At 71.0% G+C, this 18,315-nt stretch carries 17 protein-coding genes and 1 pseudogene; 10 read left to right on the forward strand and 8 right to left on the reverse strand.

Annotated features, from left to right (window positions below; genetic code table 11):
- Positions 1 to 23 precede the first annotated feature (23 nt).
- From ACIBAD_RS16360 to ACIBAD_RS16375, 4 genes are all read right to left on the reverse strand, one after another.
- Positions 24 to 1,805: an N-acetylglutaminylglutamine amidotransferase gene (locus ACIBAD_RS16360; RefSeq protein ID WP_134069447.1), complete on the reverse strand. Its 1,782-nt coding sequence runs from the start codon at positions 1,803 to 1,805 to the stop codon at positions 24 to 26.
- A gap of 51 nt (positions 1,806 to 1,856) precedes the next feature.
- Positions 1,857 to 2,291 (reverse strand): DUF6766 family protein, encoded by a 435-nt coding sequence (locus ACIBAD_RS16365; protein ID WP_398907369.1) that lies wholly within the window; start codon positions 2,289 to 2,291, stop codon positions 1,857 to 1,859.
- Between the two features lie 122 nt (positions 2,292 to 2,413).
- Positions 2,414 to 2,821 carry a hypothetical protein gene (locus ACIBAD_RS16370; RefSeq protein WP_398907280.1) on the reverse strand — a complete coding sequence of 136 codons (408 nt, stop codon included), beginning with the start codon at positions 2,819 to 2,821 and terminating at the stop codon, positions 2,414 to 2,416.
- A 665-nt stretch (positions 2,822 to 3,486) separates the two neighbouring features.
- Entirely contained in the window at positions 3,487 to 4,041 is a 555-nt protein-coding gene (locus ACIBAD_RS16375; protein WP_134069449.1) for an isochorismatase family cysteine hydrolase, read from the reverse strand.
- Positions 4,042 to 4,434: 393 nt separating this feature from the next.
- Between ACIBAD_RS16375 and ACIBAD_RS16380 the strand changes: the two are divergent.
- The 4 genes and pseudogenes from ACIBAD_RS16380 to ACIBAD_RS16395 all read left to right on the forward strand — a co-directional run.
- Positions 4,435 to 4,746, forward strand: a pseudogene (locus ACIBAD_RS16380) (SDR family NAD(P)-dependent oxidoreductase); the annotation flags it as partial.
- A 169-nt stretch (positions 4,747 to 4,915) separates the two neighbouring features.
- Positions 4,916 to 7,405, forward strand: a complete 2,490-nt coding sequence (locus ACIBAD_RS16385; RefSeq protein ID WP_134069451.1) for a nitrate reductase — start codon at positions 4,916 to 4,918, stop codon at positions 7,403 to 7,405.
- Positions 7,402 to 7,893 carry a hypothetical protein gene (locus ACIBAD_RS16390; protein WP_398907283.1) on the forward strand — a complete coding sequence of 164 codons (492 nt, stop codon included), beginning with the start codon at positions 7,402 to 7,404 and terminating at the stop codon, positions 7,891 to 7,893. The genes ACIBAD_RS16385 and ACIBAD_RS16390 overlap by 4 nt, the downstream gene beginning before the upstream one ends.
- A 532-nt stretch (positions 7,894 to 8,425) precedes the next feature.
- A complete protein-coding gene (locus ACIBAD_RS16395) occupies positions 8,426 to 8,755 on the forward strand; it encodes a plasmid stabilization protein (RefSeq protein ID WP_134069455.1) in 330 nt (109 codons plus the stop codon).
- Positions 8,756 to 9,151: 396 nt separating this feature from the next.
- On the opposite strand, the gene ACIBAD_RS16400 is transcribed toward ACIBAD_RS16395, so the two are convergent.
- The 3 genes from ACIBAD_RS16400 to ACIBAD_RS16410 form a co-directional block, all read right to left on the reverse strand.
- Entirely contained in the window at positions 9,152 to 9,565 is a 414-nt protein-coding gene (locus tag ACIBAD_RS16400) for a CBS domain-containing protein (protein ID WP_134069457.1), read from the reverse strand.
- A 93-nt stretch (positions 9,566 to 9,658) separates the two neighbouring features.
- Entirely contained in the window at positions 9,659 to 9,943 is a 285-nt protein-coding gene (locus tag ACIBAD_RS16405; RefSeq protein ID WP_398907285.1) for a hypothetical protein, read from the reverse strand.
- Positions 9,944 to 10,513: 570 nt separating this feature from the next.
- Positions 10,514 to 11,200 carry a UdgX family uracil-DNA binding protein gene (locus ACIBAD_RS16410; RefSeq protein ID WP_398907287.1) on the reverse strand — a complete coding sequence of 229 codons (687 nt, stop codon included), beginning with the start codon at positions 11,198 to 11,200 and terminating at the stop codon, positions 10,514 to 10,516.
- Positions 11,201 to 12,504: 1,304 nt separating this feature from the next.
- On the opposite strand from ACIBAD_RS16410, the gene ACIBAD_RS16415 reads away from it, so the two are divergent.
- The 5 genes from ACIBAD_RS16415 to ACIBAD_RS16435 all read left to right on the forward strand — a co-directional run bounded on the left by ACIBAD_RS16415 (position 12,505) and on the right by ACIBAD_RS16435 (position 16,621).
- Positions 12,505 to 12,933 carry an Hsp20/alpha crystallin family protein gene (locus ACIBAD_RS16415; protein WP_398907289.1) on the forward strand — a complete coding sequence of 143 codons (429 nt, stop codon included), beginning with the start codon at positions 12,505 to 12,507 and terminating at the stop codon, positions 12,931 to 12,933.
- Between the two features lie 107 nt (positions 12,934 to 13,040).
- Positions 13,041 to 13,397 carry an STAS domain-containing protein gene (locus ACIBAD_RS16420; protein ID WP_134069463.1) on the forward strand — a complete coding sequence of 119 codons (357 nt, stop codon included), beginning with the start codon at positions 13,041 to 13,043 and terminating at the stop codon, positions 13,395 to 13,397.
- Between the two features lie 17 nt (positions 13,398 to 13,414).
- On the forward strand, positions 13,415 to 15,277 hold the full coding sequence (gene dnaK / locus ACIBAD_RS16425) for a molecular chaperone DnaK (RefSeq protein WP_398907292.1): 1,863 nt from the start codon (positions 13,415 to 13,417) through the stop codon (positions 15,275 to 15,277).
- 47 nt (positions 15,278 to 15,324) lie between these two features.
- On the forward strand, positions 15,325 to 15,942 hold the full coding sequence (grpE, locus tag ACIBAD_RS16430) for a nucleotide exchange factor GrpE (RefSeq protein ID WP_398907294.1): 618 nt from the start codon (positions 15,325 to 15,327) through the stop codon (positions 15,940 to 15,942).
- A 268-nt stretch (positions 15,943 to 16,210) separates the two neighbouring features.
- Positions 16,211 to 16,621: a J domain-containing protein gene (locus tag ACIBAD_RS16435; protein WP_398907296.1), complete on the forward strand. Its 411-nt coding sequence runs from the start codon at positions 16,211 to 16,213 to the stop codon at positions 16,619 to 16,621.
- 226 nt (positions 16,622 to 16,847) lie between these two features.
- Here the strand turns inward: ACIBAD_RS16435 and ACIBAD_RS16440 are convergent, their stop codons facing one another.
- Positions 16,848 to 17,813, reverse strand: coding sequence for a pirin family protein (locus ACIBAD_RS16440; protein ID WP_398907298.1), 966 nt, complete (start codon positions 17,811 to 17,813; stop codon positions 16,848 to 16,850).
- Positions 17,814 to 17,920: 107 nt separating this feature from the next.
- Here ACIBAD_RS16440 and ACIBAD_RS16445 point away from each other — a divergent pair, with 107 nt between their 5' ends.
- Complete coding sequence (locus ACIBAD_RS16445; protein WP_134069475.1) at positions 17,921 to 18,271, forward strand: tetratricopeptide repeat protein; 351 nt, start codon at positions 17,921 to 17,923, stop codon at positions 18,269 to 18,271.
- The last annotated feature ends 44 nt before the right edge of the window (positions 18,272 to 18,315 follow it).

The following is an 18,315-nucleotide window of genomic DNA, read 5'->3' on the forward strand; positions in this document are numbered from 1 at the left end:
CGTTCGCTTCTGGTGTCGACCGCTCACTTGATGCCGTGGTTTTGCAGCCAGATTTCCAATGACGCGACCTGCCACAGGGTGTTGGCCCCGCGTTTGGTGCGATGGCGGTTGGGTGCCGCGAGCAGCTCGTGGACAAGGCGTTGGTCGAAGATGCCGCGTCGGCGTGCGTCCGGGGCCGTGAGGGCGTCGCGAACGCGGGCGAGCACGGGCGGCGCCATGTGCCGGACCGCCGGCACCGGGAAGTAGCCCTTCGGGCGGTCGACGACTTCGGGGGGCAGGATCTTGCGTCCGATGTCCTTCAGAACGGCTTTGCCGCCCTGCGCGAGCTTGAGCTGCGGCGGGCAGGACGCGGCCAGTTCGACGAGCTCGTGGTCCAGGAAGGGCACTCTCGCCTCCAGGCCCCAGGCCATCGTCATGTTGTCGACCCGCTTGACCGGGTCGTCCGGCATGAGGGCGTGGACGTCCATACGGAGCGCCGCGTCGAGAGCGGTCGCGGCCCCCGGCGCGGCCATGTGCGCCCGGACGAACTCCATGGAGGCGTCGTGGTCGGCGGTGAGGTCGGGGTGCAGCATGGCGGTGAGATCGGTGTGCGTCCGGTCGAAGTACGAGTCCGCGTACGCCTCGTCCGCGTCCGGCCGGGTGGCCGCGGCGATGCGCGGGTACCAGTGGTAGCCGGCGAAGACCTCGTCGGCGCCCTGGCCGCACAGCACGACCTTGACCTCCTTGGAGACCTGTTCCGACAGCATGTGGAACGCGACGGCGTCGTGGCTGATCATCGGCTCGCTCATGGCGCCGATCGCGGCGTCCAGCGCCGACGGAAGCCGATCGGAGGGGATCAGGAACTGATGGTGGTCGGTCGAGAACCGTCGCGCGATCAGGTCCGAATACCGGAACTCGTCTCCGTCCTCCCCGTTCTCCTCCTCGAAACCCATGGCGAAGGTCGCGAGGTCCTCCTGCCCGGCCTCGGCGAGCAGTGCCACGATCAGGCTGGAGTCCAGCCCGCCCGACAGGAGCACGCCCACGGGTACGTCCGCGACCGTGCGCCGCCGAACCGCGGTGCGCAGCGCGTCGTGCACCGCCTCCTGCCAGAGCGCCGGGTCCTCGCCGAGCTCGGAGTGCCGGGTGTAGGACGGTTGCCAATAGCAGTGGTCACGGTGCGTACCGTCCCGCTCGACGGTGCGGACGGTGGCCGGCGGGATCTTCCGCACTCCGGCCAGTACGGTACGGGGCGCCGGGACCGTGCCGTGCCAGCTCAGGTACTGGTGCAGCGCCACCGGGTCCAGGGACGTGTCGAGTCCCCCGCCCGCCAGCAGGGCGGGCAGGGAGGACGCGAAGCGGAGCCGGTCGCTGTCCTGGGTGACGTACAGGGGCTTGATGCCCAACCGGTCGCGGCCCAGCACCACCCGGCCGGTGTGGTGCTCGACCACGGCGAAGGCGAACATCCCGACGAGGGAGTGGACGCATTCCCAGCCCCACTCGGCGTACGCCTTGAGGACCACCTCGGTGTCGGAGCGCGAGAAGAAGCGGTGTCCGAGCCCTTCCAGGCGCTCACGCAGCTCGCGGTAGTTGTAGATGCAACCGTTGAAGACCGCGGTGAGACCCAGGTGCGTGTCGGTCATGGGCTGTGCGCCGCATTCCGAAAGATCGATGATCTTCAGGCGCCGATGCCCCAGCGCCACCGCCCCCTGCGACCACGCCCCCCGGCCGTCCGGTCCTCGCGGCTCCAGAACATCGGTCATCCGTTCGACTGCAGCGAGGTCCGGTCTGCAGCCGTCGAAACGCATCTCCCCGCTCACACCACACATGAAGCACCCACCGCCTGCTTGGCACCACGGGGGCGCCACCTCGTGGAGACCTCACTCTCCGTAGAGCACCTGGGCACGTACACCATCACTACACTCCTGTACCACTTCGGCCGAGGGCGGCCGGCCCGGAACCCGGGCGATCGACATATGCGGCGCCTGCCCGTCCGAGCGGCCCTTAAGCGGTCGCTCTCCGTATCCGGTTCCGCGCTGTGGGTGCCGGAGCCGGCGCGGGCCGGATGCCTCGGCCCTCGACGCCCGTCGGCGTGGGGGCGGCGCCCACGGGCTTGGACTCGGGTTGGCCCCTCTAGCGCGCGGGTAGACGGACAGGATGTCCATGGCGGCCACCGCCAGCAGCTCGGACCGCCAGTTCCGCAGGGTGCGGCTCCGGAGGTCCGGCTGCGTCAGGTGCGTGCCCCGGCCGAGTGGCAGTGGTCCCAGACGGTGACGGCCCCGGCGGCGCGGGCCGCCGCGGTGTCGTCCCGCCAGAACCGCCCCGTCGCGGCATCTCGTGCGCGTCGTCGCTCACCGGTGCATCGCTCCGATCGCGGTGAAGTAGGCGAGCCCGCCCACCACCACGACCAGACACGTCACGAACAGGAAGCGCATCCTCAGCCGCCCTTCAGCACGCACTGGTAGGGCTGCTCCCCCTGCGGGGTGCAGCCGGCCGCCACGACCTTCCATCCACCGCTGAACTGCGACAGGAACAACGTGTCGCCCTCGAAGCTCAGCTGGGCTTGACGTCCGTACACCTCGGTCTGGCGGACCGCCCCCGCCGTCGGCAGCTGCTCCGCCCCCAGCGCCTCGGCGCACGCCTTTCCGTCGTCCTGCTCCAACTGCGCCAATGTGTCGGGGGCCACCAGCCGGCAGGCCGCCTCGTGGTGGCCGGACGCGAGAGCTCGCTCGAACCGTTCACCGGCGGCCCGTGCCCCGTCCACCCGCCCCGCGGATGCTCCGCATCCGGCGAGCAGCGAGCCGACGGCACCGGCACACAGGGCGGCGCGAGCGGCCCTGGTCATCGCCGCTCTCATGGGCGGTCCCGCTCGTACATGAGGGCCGGCTTCACTACGATTTCTCCTCACGTAGGACCCTTCGGCTCCCTACGTATGCCCCGCTCACGCCCTCGAAGCCGCCCTCTCCCCGCAGACCACTCGACCGGCCGCCGCCCGCCCCTGCGGGGTCCACCGCGCTATCGGCGTCGCTCATGGTCGTCGGCTGCCCCGAACGGGTCGCGTCCGGAGACCGGCGCGCGGGCTCCCGCCCCCCTGTCTGCGTGACCCCTGTCCAGGAGATCCGCCATCTGCTCCAAAACCTTGCCGAAGTCCCTCCATGGAGCAGCCGTCCGGTCCTCGCCGTCGTCGGCGGCGCCCGTACGGCTCAGCCTCGATGCGGTCGGTGTCATGGTCCACCTGCCGTTCTGGCCGATCTGCACGGCCGGTCCGTACGCGCCACGAGCGGCGTACGCGGCGTCTTCCCCGGCACCGAGTGTTCATGCGACTCGGTCATGGCGGCGGTCCTCTGTCCAGCCGGACGCCTGTCGGGAACATGCCGGCCCGACTCGGCGCGCGCGATCGGACCCCTGCGGCGGTATCGCATACGAACCGCGTGGGGGATTCGGGCTCCGCCGGCTGAGTGACCCGGATCGCCGCCGGTCAGGGCTGTGGCCGCACCGGCGGAGCCTGCTTCACCGCGCGTGCAGGGAATCGAAGGTGATGTCGTCCACCGCGCAGATGTCCGCGGACATGTTGCAACGCATCATCCGCAAGGCCGCTTCGGCCAGGTCGGCGTCGATGTGGGCGACCGCGTCGGCCGCCACGACGACGTCGAAGTGACGGATGTGGGCATCCAGTGCCGAGTACATGACGCACTGTTCCGTCACCTGCCCGCACAGGACCAGGCGCTCCGTCCCGAGTTGGCCCAACAGGTAGGTCAGGGGGGTTTCGAAGAAGATCGAGTGACGCGCCTTGACGACGAAGAGCGAGTTCTCGTCGGGCGCGACCGGTTCCACCAGGTCGCTGTGCCGGCCGTCAAGGGCCGCCCGCAGGATCTCCCCGTGGTGCGAGCGCCACTCCCCGAAGTTGTCGTTCACGTAGATGACGGGCGAGTCGCTGGCCCGGGCGTTCTTCAGCAGCGTCGTGATCCCGCGGAGCGCCTCACGGACGGACGGGACCAAGGCCTCGGCGTCCTCGTGTTCGTAGGTGTTGAGCATGTCGATCACGATGAGCGCTGTGCGGGGCATGGGCGCCGCCACCTCTCGTCCCGCCCCGCCGCCAGATCGGACCAGAGCCCGGGAAGTGGGGGGCTCTGGTACCAGCGAGGCCAGATCGTCTGCCGGTTCCAGTCTCCCCCATCCGGGGCGGCCCGGCCCGTGGGACTGCTCGAACCTCCCGAGCCTGCTGCCGGGCCGTCTTCCAGCCCACCCGCACCCTCCTCGCCGCACCCTGCCGGTGCGCGGCGATGACCGCGTGGCGCCAGGGGCGACCCTCCGGCGGTACGTCCCCGGAGAGCACGATTTCCCGGCACGCCGGCGGTGCCCCGGCCGCCCGAGCGAGATGCGCGCGGATGCGGGTACGCGCACCATGACCTTGACGTCACGCCTGGTCCGCCCGAGAAGGGCGAGGACGGAGAACCCATGCCTCAGGACGATTCCGGGATCGGCAGGGCCGTCTGCGTGGCGTTCGCCCGCGAAGGCGCGGACGTCGTCTTCACCGCCTCCCCCCGAGGAGGCGGACGAGGCAGCCGAGACGGTGCGCCTGATCCGCGCGGCGGGCCGCAGGGCGGTACCGGTCGCCCGTGGCATCCGTGAGGAGGAGCAGCGCACGGCCCTGATCGACCTGCCGTGCACGGATTCGGGCGCGTCGACCGCCTCGTCAACAACGCCGCCTGCCAGATGTCCCAGCCCGACGGGATCCAAGCGATCACCACGGAGCAGTTCGGAGCAGTTCGACCGCTGTGCGGCCCGCCCGGCCCGCCGAGACGGCACCCGCCTACGCGTTCTCCGCCTCGCGCGGCTCGGGGGCCGGACGGCGGCGGCGGACACCAGGGGAAGGGGGCTTCGGGTACCGGGTGCAACCGGCGTAGCAGCGCGTGGGCGGCAGTGGCAGGAGGAAGACATGGGCAAGGAAGTCGACCGGATCGCGGAGCCGTGGGGTAGCCGTACCCCCTACGACCGGCATCAGAACTGGCCCGTGCGCCTCGATGTGCACGTGGCCGAGGGGGTGGCGCCGGAGGAGGTCGACCGGTGGGTACAGACCGCGTCGATCCTCCACTCCGACGGTGACGCCATGGACATCGCCGTCAAGGACGGAGCCGTGGTCGGCGTCCGCGGCCGGGTGGTGGACCGGGTCAACCGCGGTCGGCTCGGTCCGAAGGACGCGTTCGGATGGCAGGCCAACGCCTCGCCGGACCGCCTCACCCGGCCGCTCGTACGCCGCGGCGGGCGCCTGGTCGAGTCGGACTGGGACACGGCGATGGACCTGGTCGTCTCCCGCTCCCGCGAGCTCCTCGCCGAGCGCGGGCCCGGCTCGATCGGCTTCTACACCACCGGCCAGCTCTTCCTGGAGGAGTACTACACCCTCGCCGTCGTCGCCCGGGCCGGCATCGGCACCAACCACCTGGACGGCAACACGCGCCTGTGCACCTCGACGGCGGCCCAGGCGCTCAAGGAGTCCTTCGGCTGCGACGGACAGCCCGGCAGTTACGACGACTTCGACCACGCCGACGTCATCGCCCTGTTCGGGCACAACATCGCCGAGACGCAGCCCGTCCAGTGGATGCGCGTCCTCGACCGGCTGGACGGCGCCGACCCGCCCCGCCTGGTATGCGTGGACCCCCGCCCGACCCGGGTGGCCCGCCGGGCCGCCGTGCACCTCGCCCCGCGCGTCGGCACGAACGTGGCCCTGTTCAACGCCCTTCTGCACGAGGTCATCCGTTCCGGGCGCATCGACCACGCCTACATCGCGGCCCATACGGTGGGCTTCGACGAGCTGGCCGAGCAGGTCGCGGGCTGCACTCCCCGATGGGCTGCCGACATCTGCGACGTCCCCGCCTCACAGATCCAGGAGGCGGCTGAGCTGCTCGGCACCGCCGACAGCCTCACGTCGACCGTTCTCCAGGGCGTCTACCAGTCCCACCAGGCCACCGCCGCAGCCGTCCAGGTCAACAACCTGCACCTCATCCGGGGCATGCTCGGCCGGCCGGGCGCCGGCGTGCTGCAGATGAACGGGCAGCCCACCGCCCAGAACACCCGCGAGTGCGGCGCCAACGGCGACCTGCCCGGCTTCCGCAACTGGGAGAACGACGAGCACGTCGCCGACCTGGCGAAGGTGTGGAACGTCGAACCCGCAACGATCCCGCACTACGGCCCGCCCACTCATGCCATGCAGATGTTCCGCTACGCCGAGCAGGGCTCCCTCCGCATGCTCTGGGTCAGCGGAACCAACCCGGCCGTATCCCTGCCCGAGTTGTCACGCATCCGATCCATCCTGTCCCAGGACCGGCTGTTCGTGGTCGTCCAGGACCTGTTCCTCACCGAGACCGCACAGCTCGCCGACGTGGTGCTGCCCGCGGCGACCTGGGGCGAGAAGACCGGGACCTTCACCAACGCCGACCGCACCGTCCACCTGTCCGACAAGGCCGTCGAGCCGCCCGGCGGGGCCAAACCGGACCTCGACATCTTCCTCGACTACGCCCGGCGCATGGACTTCCGCGACAAGGACGGCGGCCCGCTCGTCGCCTGGCACGATGCGGAGTCCGCCTTCGAGGCGTGGAAACGCTGCAGTGCCGGCCGCCCGTGCGACTACACCGGCCTCTCCTACTCCAAGCTGCGCGGCGGCAGCGGAATCCAGTGGCCGTGCAACGAGCGTGCTCCCGAGGGCACGAACCGGCTCTACGGCGACGGCATCGCCTGGGCCCACCCCGACGTGTGCGAGTCCTACGGCAAGGACCTTGCCACCGGTGCACCGGTGTCGGTCGTCGAGTACCGCTCGCTCAACCCCGAGGGCAAGGCCGTACTCAAGGCCGCCGAGTACCTGCCGCCACACGAGGCGCCCGACAGCGGCCACCCGTTCCAGCTGACGACCGGCCGCACCCTCTACCACTTCCACACCCGCACCAAGACCGGCCGCGCACCGCAACTGAACGCTGCGGCGCCCGACGTATGGGTGGAGATCTCCACATCCGACGCGGCCGCCCAAGGGCTCGGCGAAGGCGACCTCGTCGAGGTCACCAGCCCTCGCGGCTCCCTGAGAGGGCGCCTGCGCATCACCGACATCCGGCCGGGCCTGCTGTTCGTTCCCTTCCACTACGGCTACTGGGACACACCGGCCGGGTCGGGCCCGGACGGCGCCGTGCCCGGCCGCGCCGCCAACGAGACCACCATCACGGACTGGGATCCCGCCTCCAAACAACCCCTGTTCAAGACCGCTGCCGCCGCGCTCACCCTGGTGGAGAAGGGCTCCGGCCGGCCCTCCCCCGCACCCACCACGACCGCTTCCGCGCCCGCGACGGCCGGCAGCGTCCCCGCCACCGAGGGCGGGCCCGCAGCCCGCGTCCTCGAAGCCCCGGACCCGGACCTCGGCACCTCGTCGGGAGGCACACGGTGAACGGAACCACCCTCACGCTCCGCGCCCTGCACCACGGGGAGCGCAGCCTGGTGAAGGAACTGTCCACCGTGGCGGACCGCCACCGCACCGAGCACGAGGTCCACCACGTGGCGAAGGACCTCCTCCTGTGGTCGAACGATCACTGCCGACGCTTGGCGGAAACGGGCCGCGCCTACGGCCTGGATCTGGGCGGCCCCCATGAGGGGCCTCCCACCGGCCTCGTGTCGGCGCTCCGTGAGGAGCCCGCCGAGGCCCTCGGCCACCGGCCGGAACCCGGCCTGATCCTGCTCCGCGACCTCCGGGAGCTGTATCTCGGCGCGGCGGGCAACTCCGTGTACTGGGAGATGCTCGCCCAGGCCGGACAGGCGGCGAGGGATGACCGTCTGACGGACCTGGCCTCCTTCTGCCACCCTCGGACGCTGCGGCAGATGCGCTGGGCCAACGCCATGATCAAGGATCTCGCGCCCCAGGTCCTCACGAGCCTGTAGCCGGTGAGCCGCGGCCGATGAACGGGCGTCGTTCCGCAGCTCCGTGGCGATCCCCTCGCCGGTGGTCGCGCCGAACGGCGTACGAGCCGGTCGGCGACATTCGCTGGGGCGGGCGCAGGCGGTTGCGATCCGCTCAGGCACACGCGGCCGGGCCGTCGCCCGTGCGGGCGTACGCCCCGCGGTCGCGGCGGGCGCAGCCCCCCGGCGGCGGTGCGGCACGCGGCAGGGCCCGGTTCCGTTGGCCAATCGCGTCCTGCCCGACAGCGTCAAGGCAGAGGTCCACCGCGGCATGGCGGCACCGGGTTCCGGGGCCGGGGGCTGAGCAGGCGAGGGACGACGCCGGCTGTAGCGAGCCGTGAGCAGGCGCCCGGTACGGCTCACACCTCCAGGGAACCATGGCCGTCGGACAGCATGACGAACAGCGTGCCGGCCTGCGCAGGGGGGTACGCCCGCTCGGCCCGCGCGAGGTGCGGCGCGACCGTGGCAGCCGCACCATGACCGTGACACCACGTCGTCGATGAAGGGTTCCGTCGTGCCCAGAGGATCAAGCCCCAAGCGCGAGCGCCAGTACGAGCACATCAAGGAGTCGGGTGAGAAGCGCGGTATGTCGGAGGGCCGTGCGAAGGAGATGGCTTCCCGCACGGTGAACAAGGAACGCGCACGCTCGGGGGAGAGCGAGACGGCGAGCCGCAGCTCCACTCAGGGCAAGTCCGCCTCGCAGCGGGGCGGTGAGAAGTCCCGCGGCAGCGGCGGCTCCGCCGAACGTACCAAGGACGACCTCTACCAGGAGGCCAAGAGGCGGGGCATCGAGGGCCGCTCGACGATGACCAAGCAGCAGCTCAAGAGCGCCCTGGGCCACTGACGGCCCACAGGAGGTGTCCCTTTCGCCGGCCGCGGGTCCGCTGCGCCGCCTTGGCGAGAGGAGTCAGCCGGGTGGGGCCGCCGGCGCGGACGCCGCACCGCCGCTCCACCCGCCTCCAGGCCATCACACGGCTCTCCGCGTGGGCGGGGGCGTCAGGTACCGCATCTCCCCTGCGCGACCCGGCGGCCCCTCCGGCCGCCGCGCCGGCCCGGGCCGCCGCGGCGGCGACGGTGAGCACCGCGCCCTCCACTCACGGCCCGGCAGACGGACCAGATGGCCTGCCCGAGACCCGTCGCCCTGACCGGCTGAGGCCCGAGCACTGCCGCGGCCGGACGCACGCCGGCTGCCGCCGACGGGTTCCCGCTCGGCGGCAGCCGGCTGCTGCGCTACCCCCCGTCAGGCGGAAAGGGCTTCGAGGAGGTCGCCGACCTGCGGATCGGACAGCGAGCGGGCGACATCGGCCTGGGCGACGATCCCGACGAGGGTGTGGCCGTCGATGACCGGGAGACGGCGGACCTGGTGCTCGCTCATGGTCCGCAGGATCTCCTCGGCCTCGTCGTCGGCGCCGATCGTGACCGCTTCTCCCTGAGCCAGTTCACCGGCCTTCACCTGCGCGGGGTCCTTGCCCGCGGCGAGGACCTTCACGACGATGTCCCGGTCGGTGAGCATCCCCTTGAGCTTCTGGTCGTCCCCGCAGATCGGCAGCGCGCCGACTCCGAGCGAGGCCATCTTCTTCGCCGCCTCCAGCATCGTCTCCTGTGCGCCGATGCAGGTGGCATCCGCTGTCATGATCTCCCGGGCGGTGGTCATGGTGATACCTCCTTGTGTCTCGGATGACTTGTCAGTGGCCGTAAGGGCGCCTGCCCGACCGGCCCGGCCGTACACGGGCCGGAGAAGAGCGGTCTACCGAATTCGTGGGGTGCGGCGCTTGATCACGTAAAGGTCTGCGAGAGCCACGGCGGCGAGCAGGAAGCAGAAAGCCGCGAGCAGCGCGTAGAGGGTGCCGGGCGAGGGCGTGTGGACAGTGGATCCGGAGGCCAGGAACACGAAGAGGGCGCCTCCGGCCGCTAAGACGGCCGAAAGCGAGCGCCGCAGCCGCAGATCGCTGCGGGCCCACTGGGCTTCCGAGGCTTCCGAGCCGTCGTGACGCCACCTGGCGGGCGCCGCACGCGCCTGCCGGTCCGCCACACGTCCAGCAGCCGGGCCGGCCACTTGCGAACGGAGTTCACGTCGGCCACCTCCCGTTTCGCGCCCCATGATGCGCCTGCCCGTGCTGCGGGCGCCGATACGCCCCTGCCCGTACGAAGGCGCCGGATGCGCGCTCACCGGCCGATTGCCCCGGGTCGTTCGCGGACTCGCGGCCGTGCCGACCTTTCCGGCGAAGGGCTGTCGGCCGTGCTCGTTCAGCCCAACAGCAGGGCTCCGGAGCCCACCCGTTGGCCGGGCGCTGCTGGAGGAGCGCGAAGTTCGGCCTGCGCGCAGGGCGAGCAGCCCACCGTCCACGGTGAAGTCACCGCGGTCTTGCGCCGCCAGCGCCTCGGCGCAGTCCGCGTCGAGCCACCGTCGCGAGCTGAGCGTGGCGGGCATCGGGGTGTCCAGCGGCCGTGTGCGGGACGCGCAGGCGCCCCTTGGGCGTCACATAGCCGGTCCGGGGAGGCCGTCACCACCGCTCATACGGCGAGACCGCGGTACGACGGCGCCGGCTGTGGCGGGGTCGCCACGGCGTCCGTCTCACACCCGGTGCGCACACCCCCGCGCCTACTCCAGCACGGTGGCGGCCACGGACAGGTCGGCCACCAAACCCGCGAAGGCCGACTCCCGGTCGTCGGCCCGCAGGACGGCGGAGGGGTGGACCGTCGCCAACAGCTGTCCGGCGGGGGAACCGGCCTCCTCGCCGATGGGGTCCGGCATCGGCAGCAGGACACCACGCCGCTCGCCGACCCGGAACGAGGACCCGAGCAGTGCCTTTCCCGCCGTCCCTCCCAGCACCACCAGCACCTCGGGGGCGACCCGTTTCAGTTCCTCCGTGAGCCACGGCTTGCACGCCGTCATCTCACGCAGGCTCGGAGCCTTGTGGATCCGACGCTTGCCCCGTGGGGCCGGTGTGAATTTGAAGTGCTTGACCACGTTCGTGAAGTACGCGTCCTCGGCACCCAGACCCGCCTCGTCGAGCGCCCGGCGCAGCAGCTGCCCCGCGGGGCCCACGAACGGCTCTCCCTTCACGTCCTCCTGGTCTCCGGGCTGCTCCCCGACCAGCATCAGCCGGGCACGCGCCGGGCCCTTGCCGAAGACCGTCTGCGTGGCGTCCCGGAACAACGGGCACCCGTGGCAGTCGGCCGCCGCCCGGCGCAGAGCCTCCAGTCCACCGCGCGAAGGCAGGTAGGGAGTCGCGTCGTACCCCTGACCGCTGTCCGTAGCCGGGGCGGCACTCGCGTCCACGTCCATGGCCACCGCCTTCGATCCGTGTAGCCCTTTCGGCGGCTCTCGCACCACCACCGAACGCAGTCGGCGTCTGCCCGAGCTGCTCGGTCCGAAACCGTCGGGCGCGGCCCCCCGGGACCCCCGGTGGGGCAACAGCCGCCTCCAGCCGCCCCACCCACCGCCCGGGTCTCCTTCCCTGCCGCCGCGGCACTGGAGACCATCGGCCAGGCCGTGACGGGCGCGCAGCAGCCGACCTCGGGTTCCACAGCGGCGCCCACGCCGACCGAGGGCCCGCACCCGGCTCTGGCCGCTCTGCTGGTACTGCGCGAGGTTTGCGAGCAGCTCGCCGCTGGGAGAGCGTCCTGATCGAGACCGCCCGCGGCCAGGGGGCGAGATGGGCCAGGGGGCGAGAGCTGGGCCGACCTCGCGGGCCCGCTCGGGGTGGCCAGCCGTCAAGCCGCCGAACGGCGCTGCCTGCGGCTGCGCCCCGGCACCGCCGGAAGCACCGACGAGCACCGCGTCCAGGCCACCCCCGATTCGCGCGCGGCCGACCGCACCGTGACCGCCCGGGCCCGCGAACGCGGCCCGTCTGCGCCGGCTCGCCGGCCGGGTCGCCTCCCTCGCCGGCCTCCCGGCAGGCGCCCGGGATGCCGTCGCCGATCTGAATGCGGCCCTCGCCGCCGCCGGCCCATGCCCGGCCTCATCTACGGCCCGAGGACGCCGACCTCGCCGAACGCAGCGACGCCTTGACCCGACACGCCGACCAGCTCCGCCAGGACACCCGCGACCAGCGCGGCGCGTGACCCCCGACCCGATCGGGCGGCCGAGTGCACACAGGGCGGGCATGTTCGTCGGCTCGAAGGGGGTTGCGGAGCCGGGCCGCAGGGCAGGCGCCGAGGGCGAACCTTGCCCGGCGGCCACAGGGTGCTGTCGGGCGTCGAACCGCGCACAGCACGCCCCCGGCGGCCAGGAGAGCCTCCCCGGGGGCTCGACCGTCACGCCTTACACCAATGGCCTATCCCCCCGCGAGCACCTCGACACAGGCCTTGAGCGGCTGCGCCGGCATGCATGGCGCCGCGCTGGTCCGCGAGACGTTCCCCCCTCCCTCGATGAGCTCCTGACCGACCTCGCCGGCCACAGCGGTGACGGCATCGCCGTCCTTGCCGTGCGCCTGCCACCCGCATCGTGATCTCTCAAGCGGACATCCGAGCCGACACCGCGCACCACACGGCTATCTTGAGTCGACTCTTGTCAAGTTTATTGCCGCGCGCTATATAGGTGGTGTCGCCACGTGCATCTGTGACGAGGCTGGAGAGGAGTGAACGACGATGCTCATGCGGACCGATCCTTTCCGTGACCTGGACCGGCTGACCCAGCAGGTTCTGGGAAGCACGGCCCGGCCGGCGGCCATGCCGATGGACGCCTTCCGCGAAGGTGATGCCCTCGTCGTCGAGCTGGACCTGCCTGGCGTCGACCACGAGTCCATCGACCTGGCTGTCGAACAGAACGTCCTCAACATCACGGCGGAGCGGCGGACCACCGCCTCCGGAGACAACAGCGACGTGTTGATCGCGGAGCGCCCCTCCGGCGCCTTCAGCCGCCGGCTGTTCCTCGGCGAGAGGCTGGACACCGAACGCATCGAGGCCTCCTACGAGGGCGGCGTGCTGCGGCTGAGCATTCCGGTCGCAGAGGAGGCGAAGCCTCGGAAGATCGAGATCAGGGCCGCCGACGGCTCACGCAAGGAGATCAACGCCTGACGTGCAGGCACGACTTCGATGCGAAGTATGACCGGCAGCCCCTGGGCCGCCCCCATCCTCCCCCCGCAGTCGCCGACGTCAGCCGGGACGAAAGCGAGGTTGCGGTCATGGCCGAGACACCGCCTCTCGCGACCGCGGTCCAACAGCGCGCCGACGGGCGCCTCAAGGTCTCCCTGTGGGGAGAAGTCGACGTCCTGAGCGCGCCACAGCTGCGAGTAGCCCTGGATGCGGCGTTGTCCGACGGTGCACGTGTGGTGGAGGTCGACTTCAGCGGAGTCGAGTTCTGCGACTGCTTCGGACTCGGCGTCCTGCTCGAAGCCCGCCGCCGGGCGGCAGAACGGGGCACCGTTCTGCGCCTGGTGGGCGTCACCTCACCCCTGGTACGACGCCTCCTGCACCAGACCGGTACTGCGGCGGCCCTGCTCGGCCCGGACGGCGAAGTCAGCAGTCGAAGAGTTCATTGATCTGAGAGGAGCGGACGATGGCACGCGCAGTCGGGATCGATCTGGGCACGACCAACTCCGTCGTCGCAGTTCTGGAGGGCGGGGAGCCCACGGTCATCACCAACACCGAAGGAAACAGGACCACCCCTTCCGTGGTGGCCTTCGGCAAGGGCGGAGACGTCCTGGTCGGAGAGATCGCCAAGCGGCAGGCCGTGACGAACGTCGACCGCACCGCGCGGTCGGTCAAGCGTCACATCGGCGAGGCGGACTGGCGTTTCCCCGATGCCGGCGACATCGACGGAAAGCGGTACACGGCGCAGGAGATCTCGGCACGCGTCCTGCAGAAACTCAAGCGGGACGCGGAGGCGTATCTCGGCGAGGACGTCACGGACGCCGTGATCACTGTGCCGGCGTACTTCAACGATTCCCAGCGCACCGCGACGAAGGAGGCGGGGGAGATCGCAGGGCTGAAGGTGCTGCGGATCATCAACGAGCCGACCTCCGCCGCGTTGGCCTACGGGCTGGACAAGGAGAACGACCAGACGATCCTCGTCTTCGACCTGGGCGGCGGCACCTTCGACGTGTCGCTCTTGGAGATCGGCGAGGGGCTGGTGGAGGTCAAGTCCACCAACGGTGACACGCACCTCGGCGGCGACGACTGGGACCAGAAGATCGTCGATCACCTGGTGAAGCAGTTCCGGAACGCCTACGGCGTCGACCTGTCCAAGGACAAGATGGCGCTCCAGCGTCTGCGGGAGGCCGCGGAGAAGGCGAAGATCGAGCTCTCCGCCGCGACACAGACGACGATCAACCTGCCCTACATCACGGCGTCCGCCGAGGGCCCGCTGCACCTGGACGAGAAGCTCACGCGCTCGCAGTTCGAGCAGCTGACCGCCGATCTCCTGGAGCGCTGCAAGGCGCCGTTCCACAACGCGGTCAAGGACGCGAAGATCAAGGTCTCGGACATCGACCACGTCATCCTGGTCGGTGGATCGACGCGCATGCCGGCGGTGACGGAGCTGGTCAGGGAGCTGACGGGCAAGGATCCGCACAAGGGCGTCAACCCGGACGAGGTCGTCGCCATCGGCGCCACCCTCCAGGCCGGTGTGCTCAAGGGTGAGGTCAAGGACGTCCTGCTCCTCGACGTGACCCCGCTGTCCCTCGGTATCGAGACCAAGGGCGGCATCATGACCAAGCTCATCGAGCGCAACACCACGATCCCGACCAAGCGGTCCGAGATCTTCACGACGGCCGAGGACAACCAGCCGTCCGTGCAGATCCAGGTCTACCAGGGCGAGCGCGAGATCGCGGCGTACAACAAGAAGCTCGGCATGTTCGAGCTGACCGGCCTGCCCCCGGCCCCGCGTGGCGTCCCGCAGATCGAGGTCTCCTTCGACATCGACGCAAACGGCATCATGCACGTCACGGCCAAGGACCTCGGCACGGGCAAGGAGCAGAAGATGACCGTCACCGGCGGCTCCTCGCTGCCCCGCCAGGACATCGACCGCATGGTCCGCGAGGCCGAGCAGCACGCCGAGGAGGACCGCCGCCGCAAGGAGGAGGCCGAGACCCGCAACAGCGCCGAACAGCTCGTCTACCAGACCGAGAGGCTGCTGCGGGACAACGAGTCCAAGATCCCGGCCGACCTCAAGACCGAGACCGAGACCGCGATCGGAGACCTCAAGGAGAAGCTGAAGGGCCAGGACACCGCCGCCATCCGCGCGGCGACGGAGCACGCCGGCACCGTCGCGCAGAAGATCGGCACCGCCCTCTACGAGGCCCAAGGAGCTGCCGCGGACGGTGGTGGTCCGGCATCGGACGCCGGGTCGTCCGGCACTGATGAGGAAGTCGTCGACGCGGAGATCGTCGACGACGGGACCCCCAAGGGAGACGCGCGATGAACCCACCGAAGTCTTCCAACGGACCGCGAAAGCAGCCACCCCCGATCGTGATCAGGGACAAACGACGCATCGACCCGGTCACTCTCGAACTCAGAGCAGCAGACAGCGGCATCCCCAAGCACACCCCCAGCGAGAGCGGCGGCGGACCCGGAACGCCCGGCGGCGCCCCCGCCGCCGTCAGCACCACCACCGAACAGAGCCTGCTCGCCGAACGCACTGCCGACTTGCAGCGCCTGAAGGCGGATTACGACAACTACCGCAAGCGGGTCCAGCGTGACCGCCTCGCGATCCGGGAAATTGCGGTCGTCAACGTCCTGAGCGGGCTGCTGCCCGTCCTGGACGCGATCAACCAGGCCCGCGAGCACGGCGCCACCGACCCCGGCCTGCAAGCCGTCGCCGGCGCGCTGGAAACCCAGCTCGCCACGCTCGGCCTCCAGGAAGTCGGCACTCCGGGAGAACCCTTCGACCCCACCCGCCACGAAGCGATCTCCTACCAGCGGTCCGACGAGGTCGACCAGCCCACGTGCACCACCGTGCTCCGACCCGGCTACCGCGTCGGACAACACCTCCTGCGCCCAGCCCAGGTCACGGTGAGCGAACCCCCCGACCCCGCACAGCCCGGCCGGATCGCGACCAGTTCCGATACCGCCACCGGCCGGGACTGACCACCAGTCGGGGAGCGGGGCGGACCCTTTCAGCTGCCCCGGCGGGGTGTGCGCTGCGTCGGTGACCTTCTCCCGCGGCGTGTCGGCTGCACCCGGTGCTGCGGGAATCAGCCTGCGGGCCAGGAGGCGCCCCACCCCGTGCCGACCGCACGCCGCTCTTTCTACGCCGTCGACATACCCGCACCGGACCGCCTTGACAACATCACCCACAGGCTTTAAGACGGATGAAAAGAGAGGGGTCGCTCCGGCTTTTCCGGAGGTGAGGGAAATGAGCGGCTCTCGCCCGTCGCGCGACCATTACGCCGTCCTCGGGCTCCTGGAGGAGGCGTCGCCGGCGCAGATCACCAGCGCCTACCGCGCACTGATCCGCGCCCTTCACCCCGACGCCCGACCAAGCGTGCCGTCGGCCGATGCGGAACTCGCCGAGGTCATCGACGCCTACCAGACGCTGCACGATCCACTGCGACGGTCCGCCTACGACGCCGAACGCCGTCAAGAGCCGAAGGCCGCCAGCCATCCGGTACGCATACCCGTGCGGGTGAGGTCCACGGCAGACGCTGCGGAACAGCCGCATCAACAACCCATGGCGAAACCTCATTCCGTTGCATACCCGGCCGCCTCACAGCCGTACGAAGACCCGTTCGACCGACTCATAGCCCGGCTGCTTTACGGCATGTAGTCACCCATGGCTGCCGCCTTTACACCGCCGGCGCCGAATCGCGCGGAACCCGCTACGGCGGCCTCGACTGCAGGTGCGGCATGCCCAGTTGGGCGACGCGCCGCCACGCGATCGAGAGCGCCGCGGTCCGCGGACACCTCCTGCTCGCCGCCTTACCCCCGCGACCCGGCCAGACCCGCTGCTCGGTACAACGCGGTCGGCTGGTCGACTACTTCACAAAGGCAGGTCAGCGCACCCGTCCCCGCGCTTTCAGCGGCACCGGCGGGAGCTCTGGAGCGGGGATCGGGGGGCCGTCGTAGCCCTTGACCTCGCCGTAGCGGGTGCCCTCCATCCAGTCCTGGCGGGCCTGCACGATCTCCTCGTTGCTGCGCCCGATCCAGTTCCAGAACATGACGATCTCCTCCTCGAACGGCTCGCCGCCCAGGAGCATCAGGCCGGCGTCCGACGTCGCGCGCAGGGGGAGTTCCGTGCGGCCGCAGCCGAGGTAGAGCATCGAGCCCGGGAGGACCGGGACGCCGTCCACGTAGGTCTCCCCCGACATCGACAGCACCGCGTACTCGAAGTCCGGGTCGAGCGGGAGGCGGGTCTCCGTGCCCGCCGCGAGCGCCAGGTCCGCGCCGACGATCGGGCTGTACGCCGCGCCCGGCGAGGTGGCCGTGTCCAGGGTGCCCAGGATGACCGTCGCCGTCAGGCCCGGGGCGGTCACCTGCGGGAGCTCCGCGTGGTGCTGGAAGTGGGGCTCCACATTGCGGTGCTCCTCCGGGAGGGCCACCCACAGCTGGGCCCCGTGCAGGATGCGGCCGTGCGAGCGCGGGCTCTCCTCCGAGTGGCTGATCCCGCGGCCGGAGGTCATCAGGCCGAGCTCGCGCGGGCGGATCGTCTCCAGGCTGCCCACGCTGTCCCGGTGCAGCACCTCGCCGTCGTGCAGCCAGCTCACGGTCTGGAGCCCGGAGTGGGGGTGCGGGGCGACCTGCATGCCGGGCTCGCCCGCGATGTCGTCCGGGCCGTAGTGGTCGACGAAGCACCAGGCGCCCACCATGCGGCGGCCCAGGTTCGGCAGGAGGCGGCGGACCTCGGTGGATTCCCCGAGCTTGACCGTGCGCGGGCTGAGGAGCTCGCGGACGGGTTCGGCCACGACGAAGCCGCGGCCGCCGCAGGCGGAGAGAGCGGGCTGGCGATCGAGATTGCTCATACCGCACAACTTAGTACCGCCACCGGCGCCGCGTTCGGTGGAATGTCCGGCCGCCGTCACGTGTTGGGGCAGGCGGACACACCACCTGAACGGCGGAAGGGACCGCGATGAACGCGCCGACGACGTACTTCGAGCACGGCACGGCGGCCGAGCGCTGGGAGCGCGCCCGGCTCTTCTTCGACGCGAAGGAGTACACGACGGCCGCGAACATCCTGGAGGCGCTGGCCGCCGAGGCCCCCGAGCAGCTCGCGCCCCGGCTGCTGCTGGCCCGCGCCTACTACCACTCCGCCCGGCTCTCCCGCGCCGAGCACGAGCTCCGCGCCATCCTGGAGCGCTGGCCGGTGGAGGACTACGCGCAGCTGATGCTCGGCCGGACGCTGGAGCGCCAGGGCCGGGCCGACGAAGCCCGCCCCCACCTGCGGATGGCCGCCGCGATGGCGGGCGAGTTCCCCGGGTAGCGCCGCAGGTGGTGCGCCGCGTAGCGCGCCGCCCGGCCCCGTGT

Origin of the sequence: Streptomyces sp. NPDC051109 (assembly GCF_044455885.1) — a bacterium.
In the GTDB taxonomy this organism is placed as follows: Bacteria; Actinomycetota; Actinomycetes; order Streptomycetales; family Streptomycetaceae; genus Streptomyces.

Bases quoted from the DNA above. Each gene is read 5' to 3' on its own strand.
- ACIBAD_RS16415 (WP_398907289.1), top strand. From the start codon at position 12,505: ATGCTCATGCGGACCGATCCTTTCCGTGACCTGGACCGGCTGACCCAG.
- ACIBAD_RS16375 (WP_134069449.1), bottom strand. From the start codon at position 4,041: ATGCCCCGCACAGCGCTCATCGTGATCGACATGCTCAACACCTACGAA.
- dnaK (WP_398907292.1), top strand. From the start codon at position 13,415: ATGGCACGCGCAGTCGGGATCGATCTGGGCACGACCAACTCCGTCGTC.
- ACIBAD_RS16440 (WP_398907298.1), bottom strand. From the start codon at position 17,813: ATGAGCAATCTCGATCGCCAGCCCGCTCTCTCCGCCTGCGGCGGCCGC.
- ACIBAD_RS16445 (WP_134069475.1), top strand. From the start codon at position 17,921: ATGAACGCGCCGACGACGTACTTCGAGCACGGCACGGCGGCCGAGCGC.
- ACIBAD_RS16420 (WP_134069463.1), top strand. From the start codon at position 13,041: ATGGCCGAGACACCGCCTCTCGCGACCGCGGTCCAACAGCGCGCCGAC.
- ACIBAD_RS16410 (WP_398907287.1), bottom strand. From the start codon at position 11,200: ATGGACGTGGACGCGAGTGCCGCCCCGGCTACGGACAGCGGTCAGGGG.
- ACIBAD_RS16370 (WP_398907280.1), bottom strand. From the start codon at position 2,821: ATGACCAGGGCCGCTCGCGCCGCCCTGTGTGCCGGTGCCGTCGGCTCG.
- ACIBAD_RS16360 (WP_134069447.1), bottom strand. From the start codon at position 1,805: ATGTGTGGTGTGAGCGGGGAGATGCGTTTCGACGGCTGCAGACCGGAC.
- ACIBAD_RS16435 (WP_398907296.1), top strand. From the start codon at position 16,211: ATGAGCGGCTCTCGCCCGTCGCGCGACCATTACGCCGTCCTCGGGCTC.
- ACIBAD_RS16385 (WP_134069451.1), top strand. From the start codon at position 4,916: ATGGGCAAGGAAGTCGACCGGATCGCGGAGCCGTGGGGTAGCCGTACC.
- ACIBAD_RS16400 (WP_134069457.1), bottom strand. From the start codon at position 9,565: ATGACCACCGCCCGGGAGATCATGACAGCGGATGCCACCTGCATCGGC.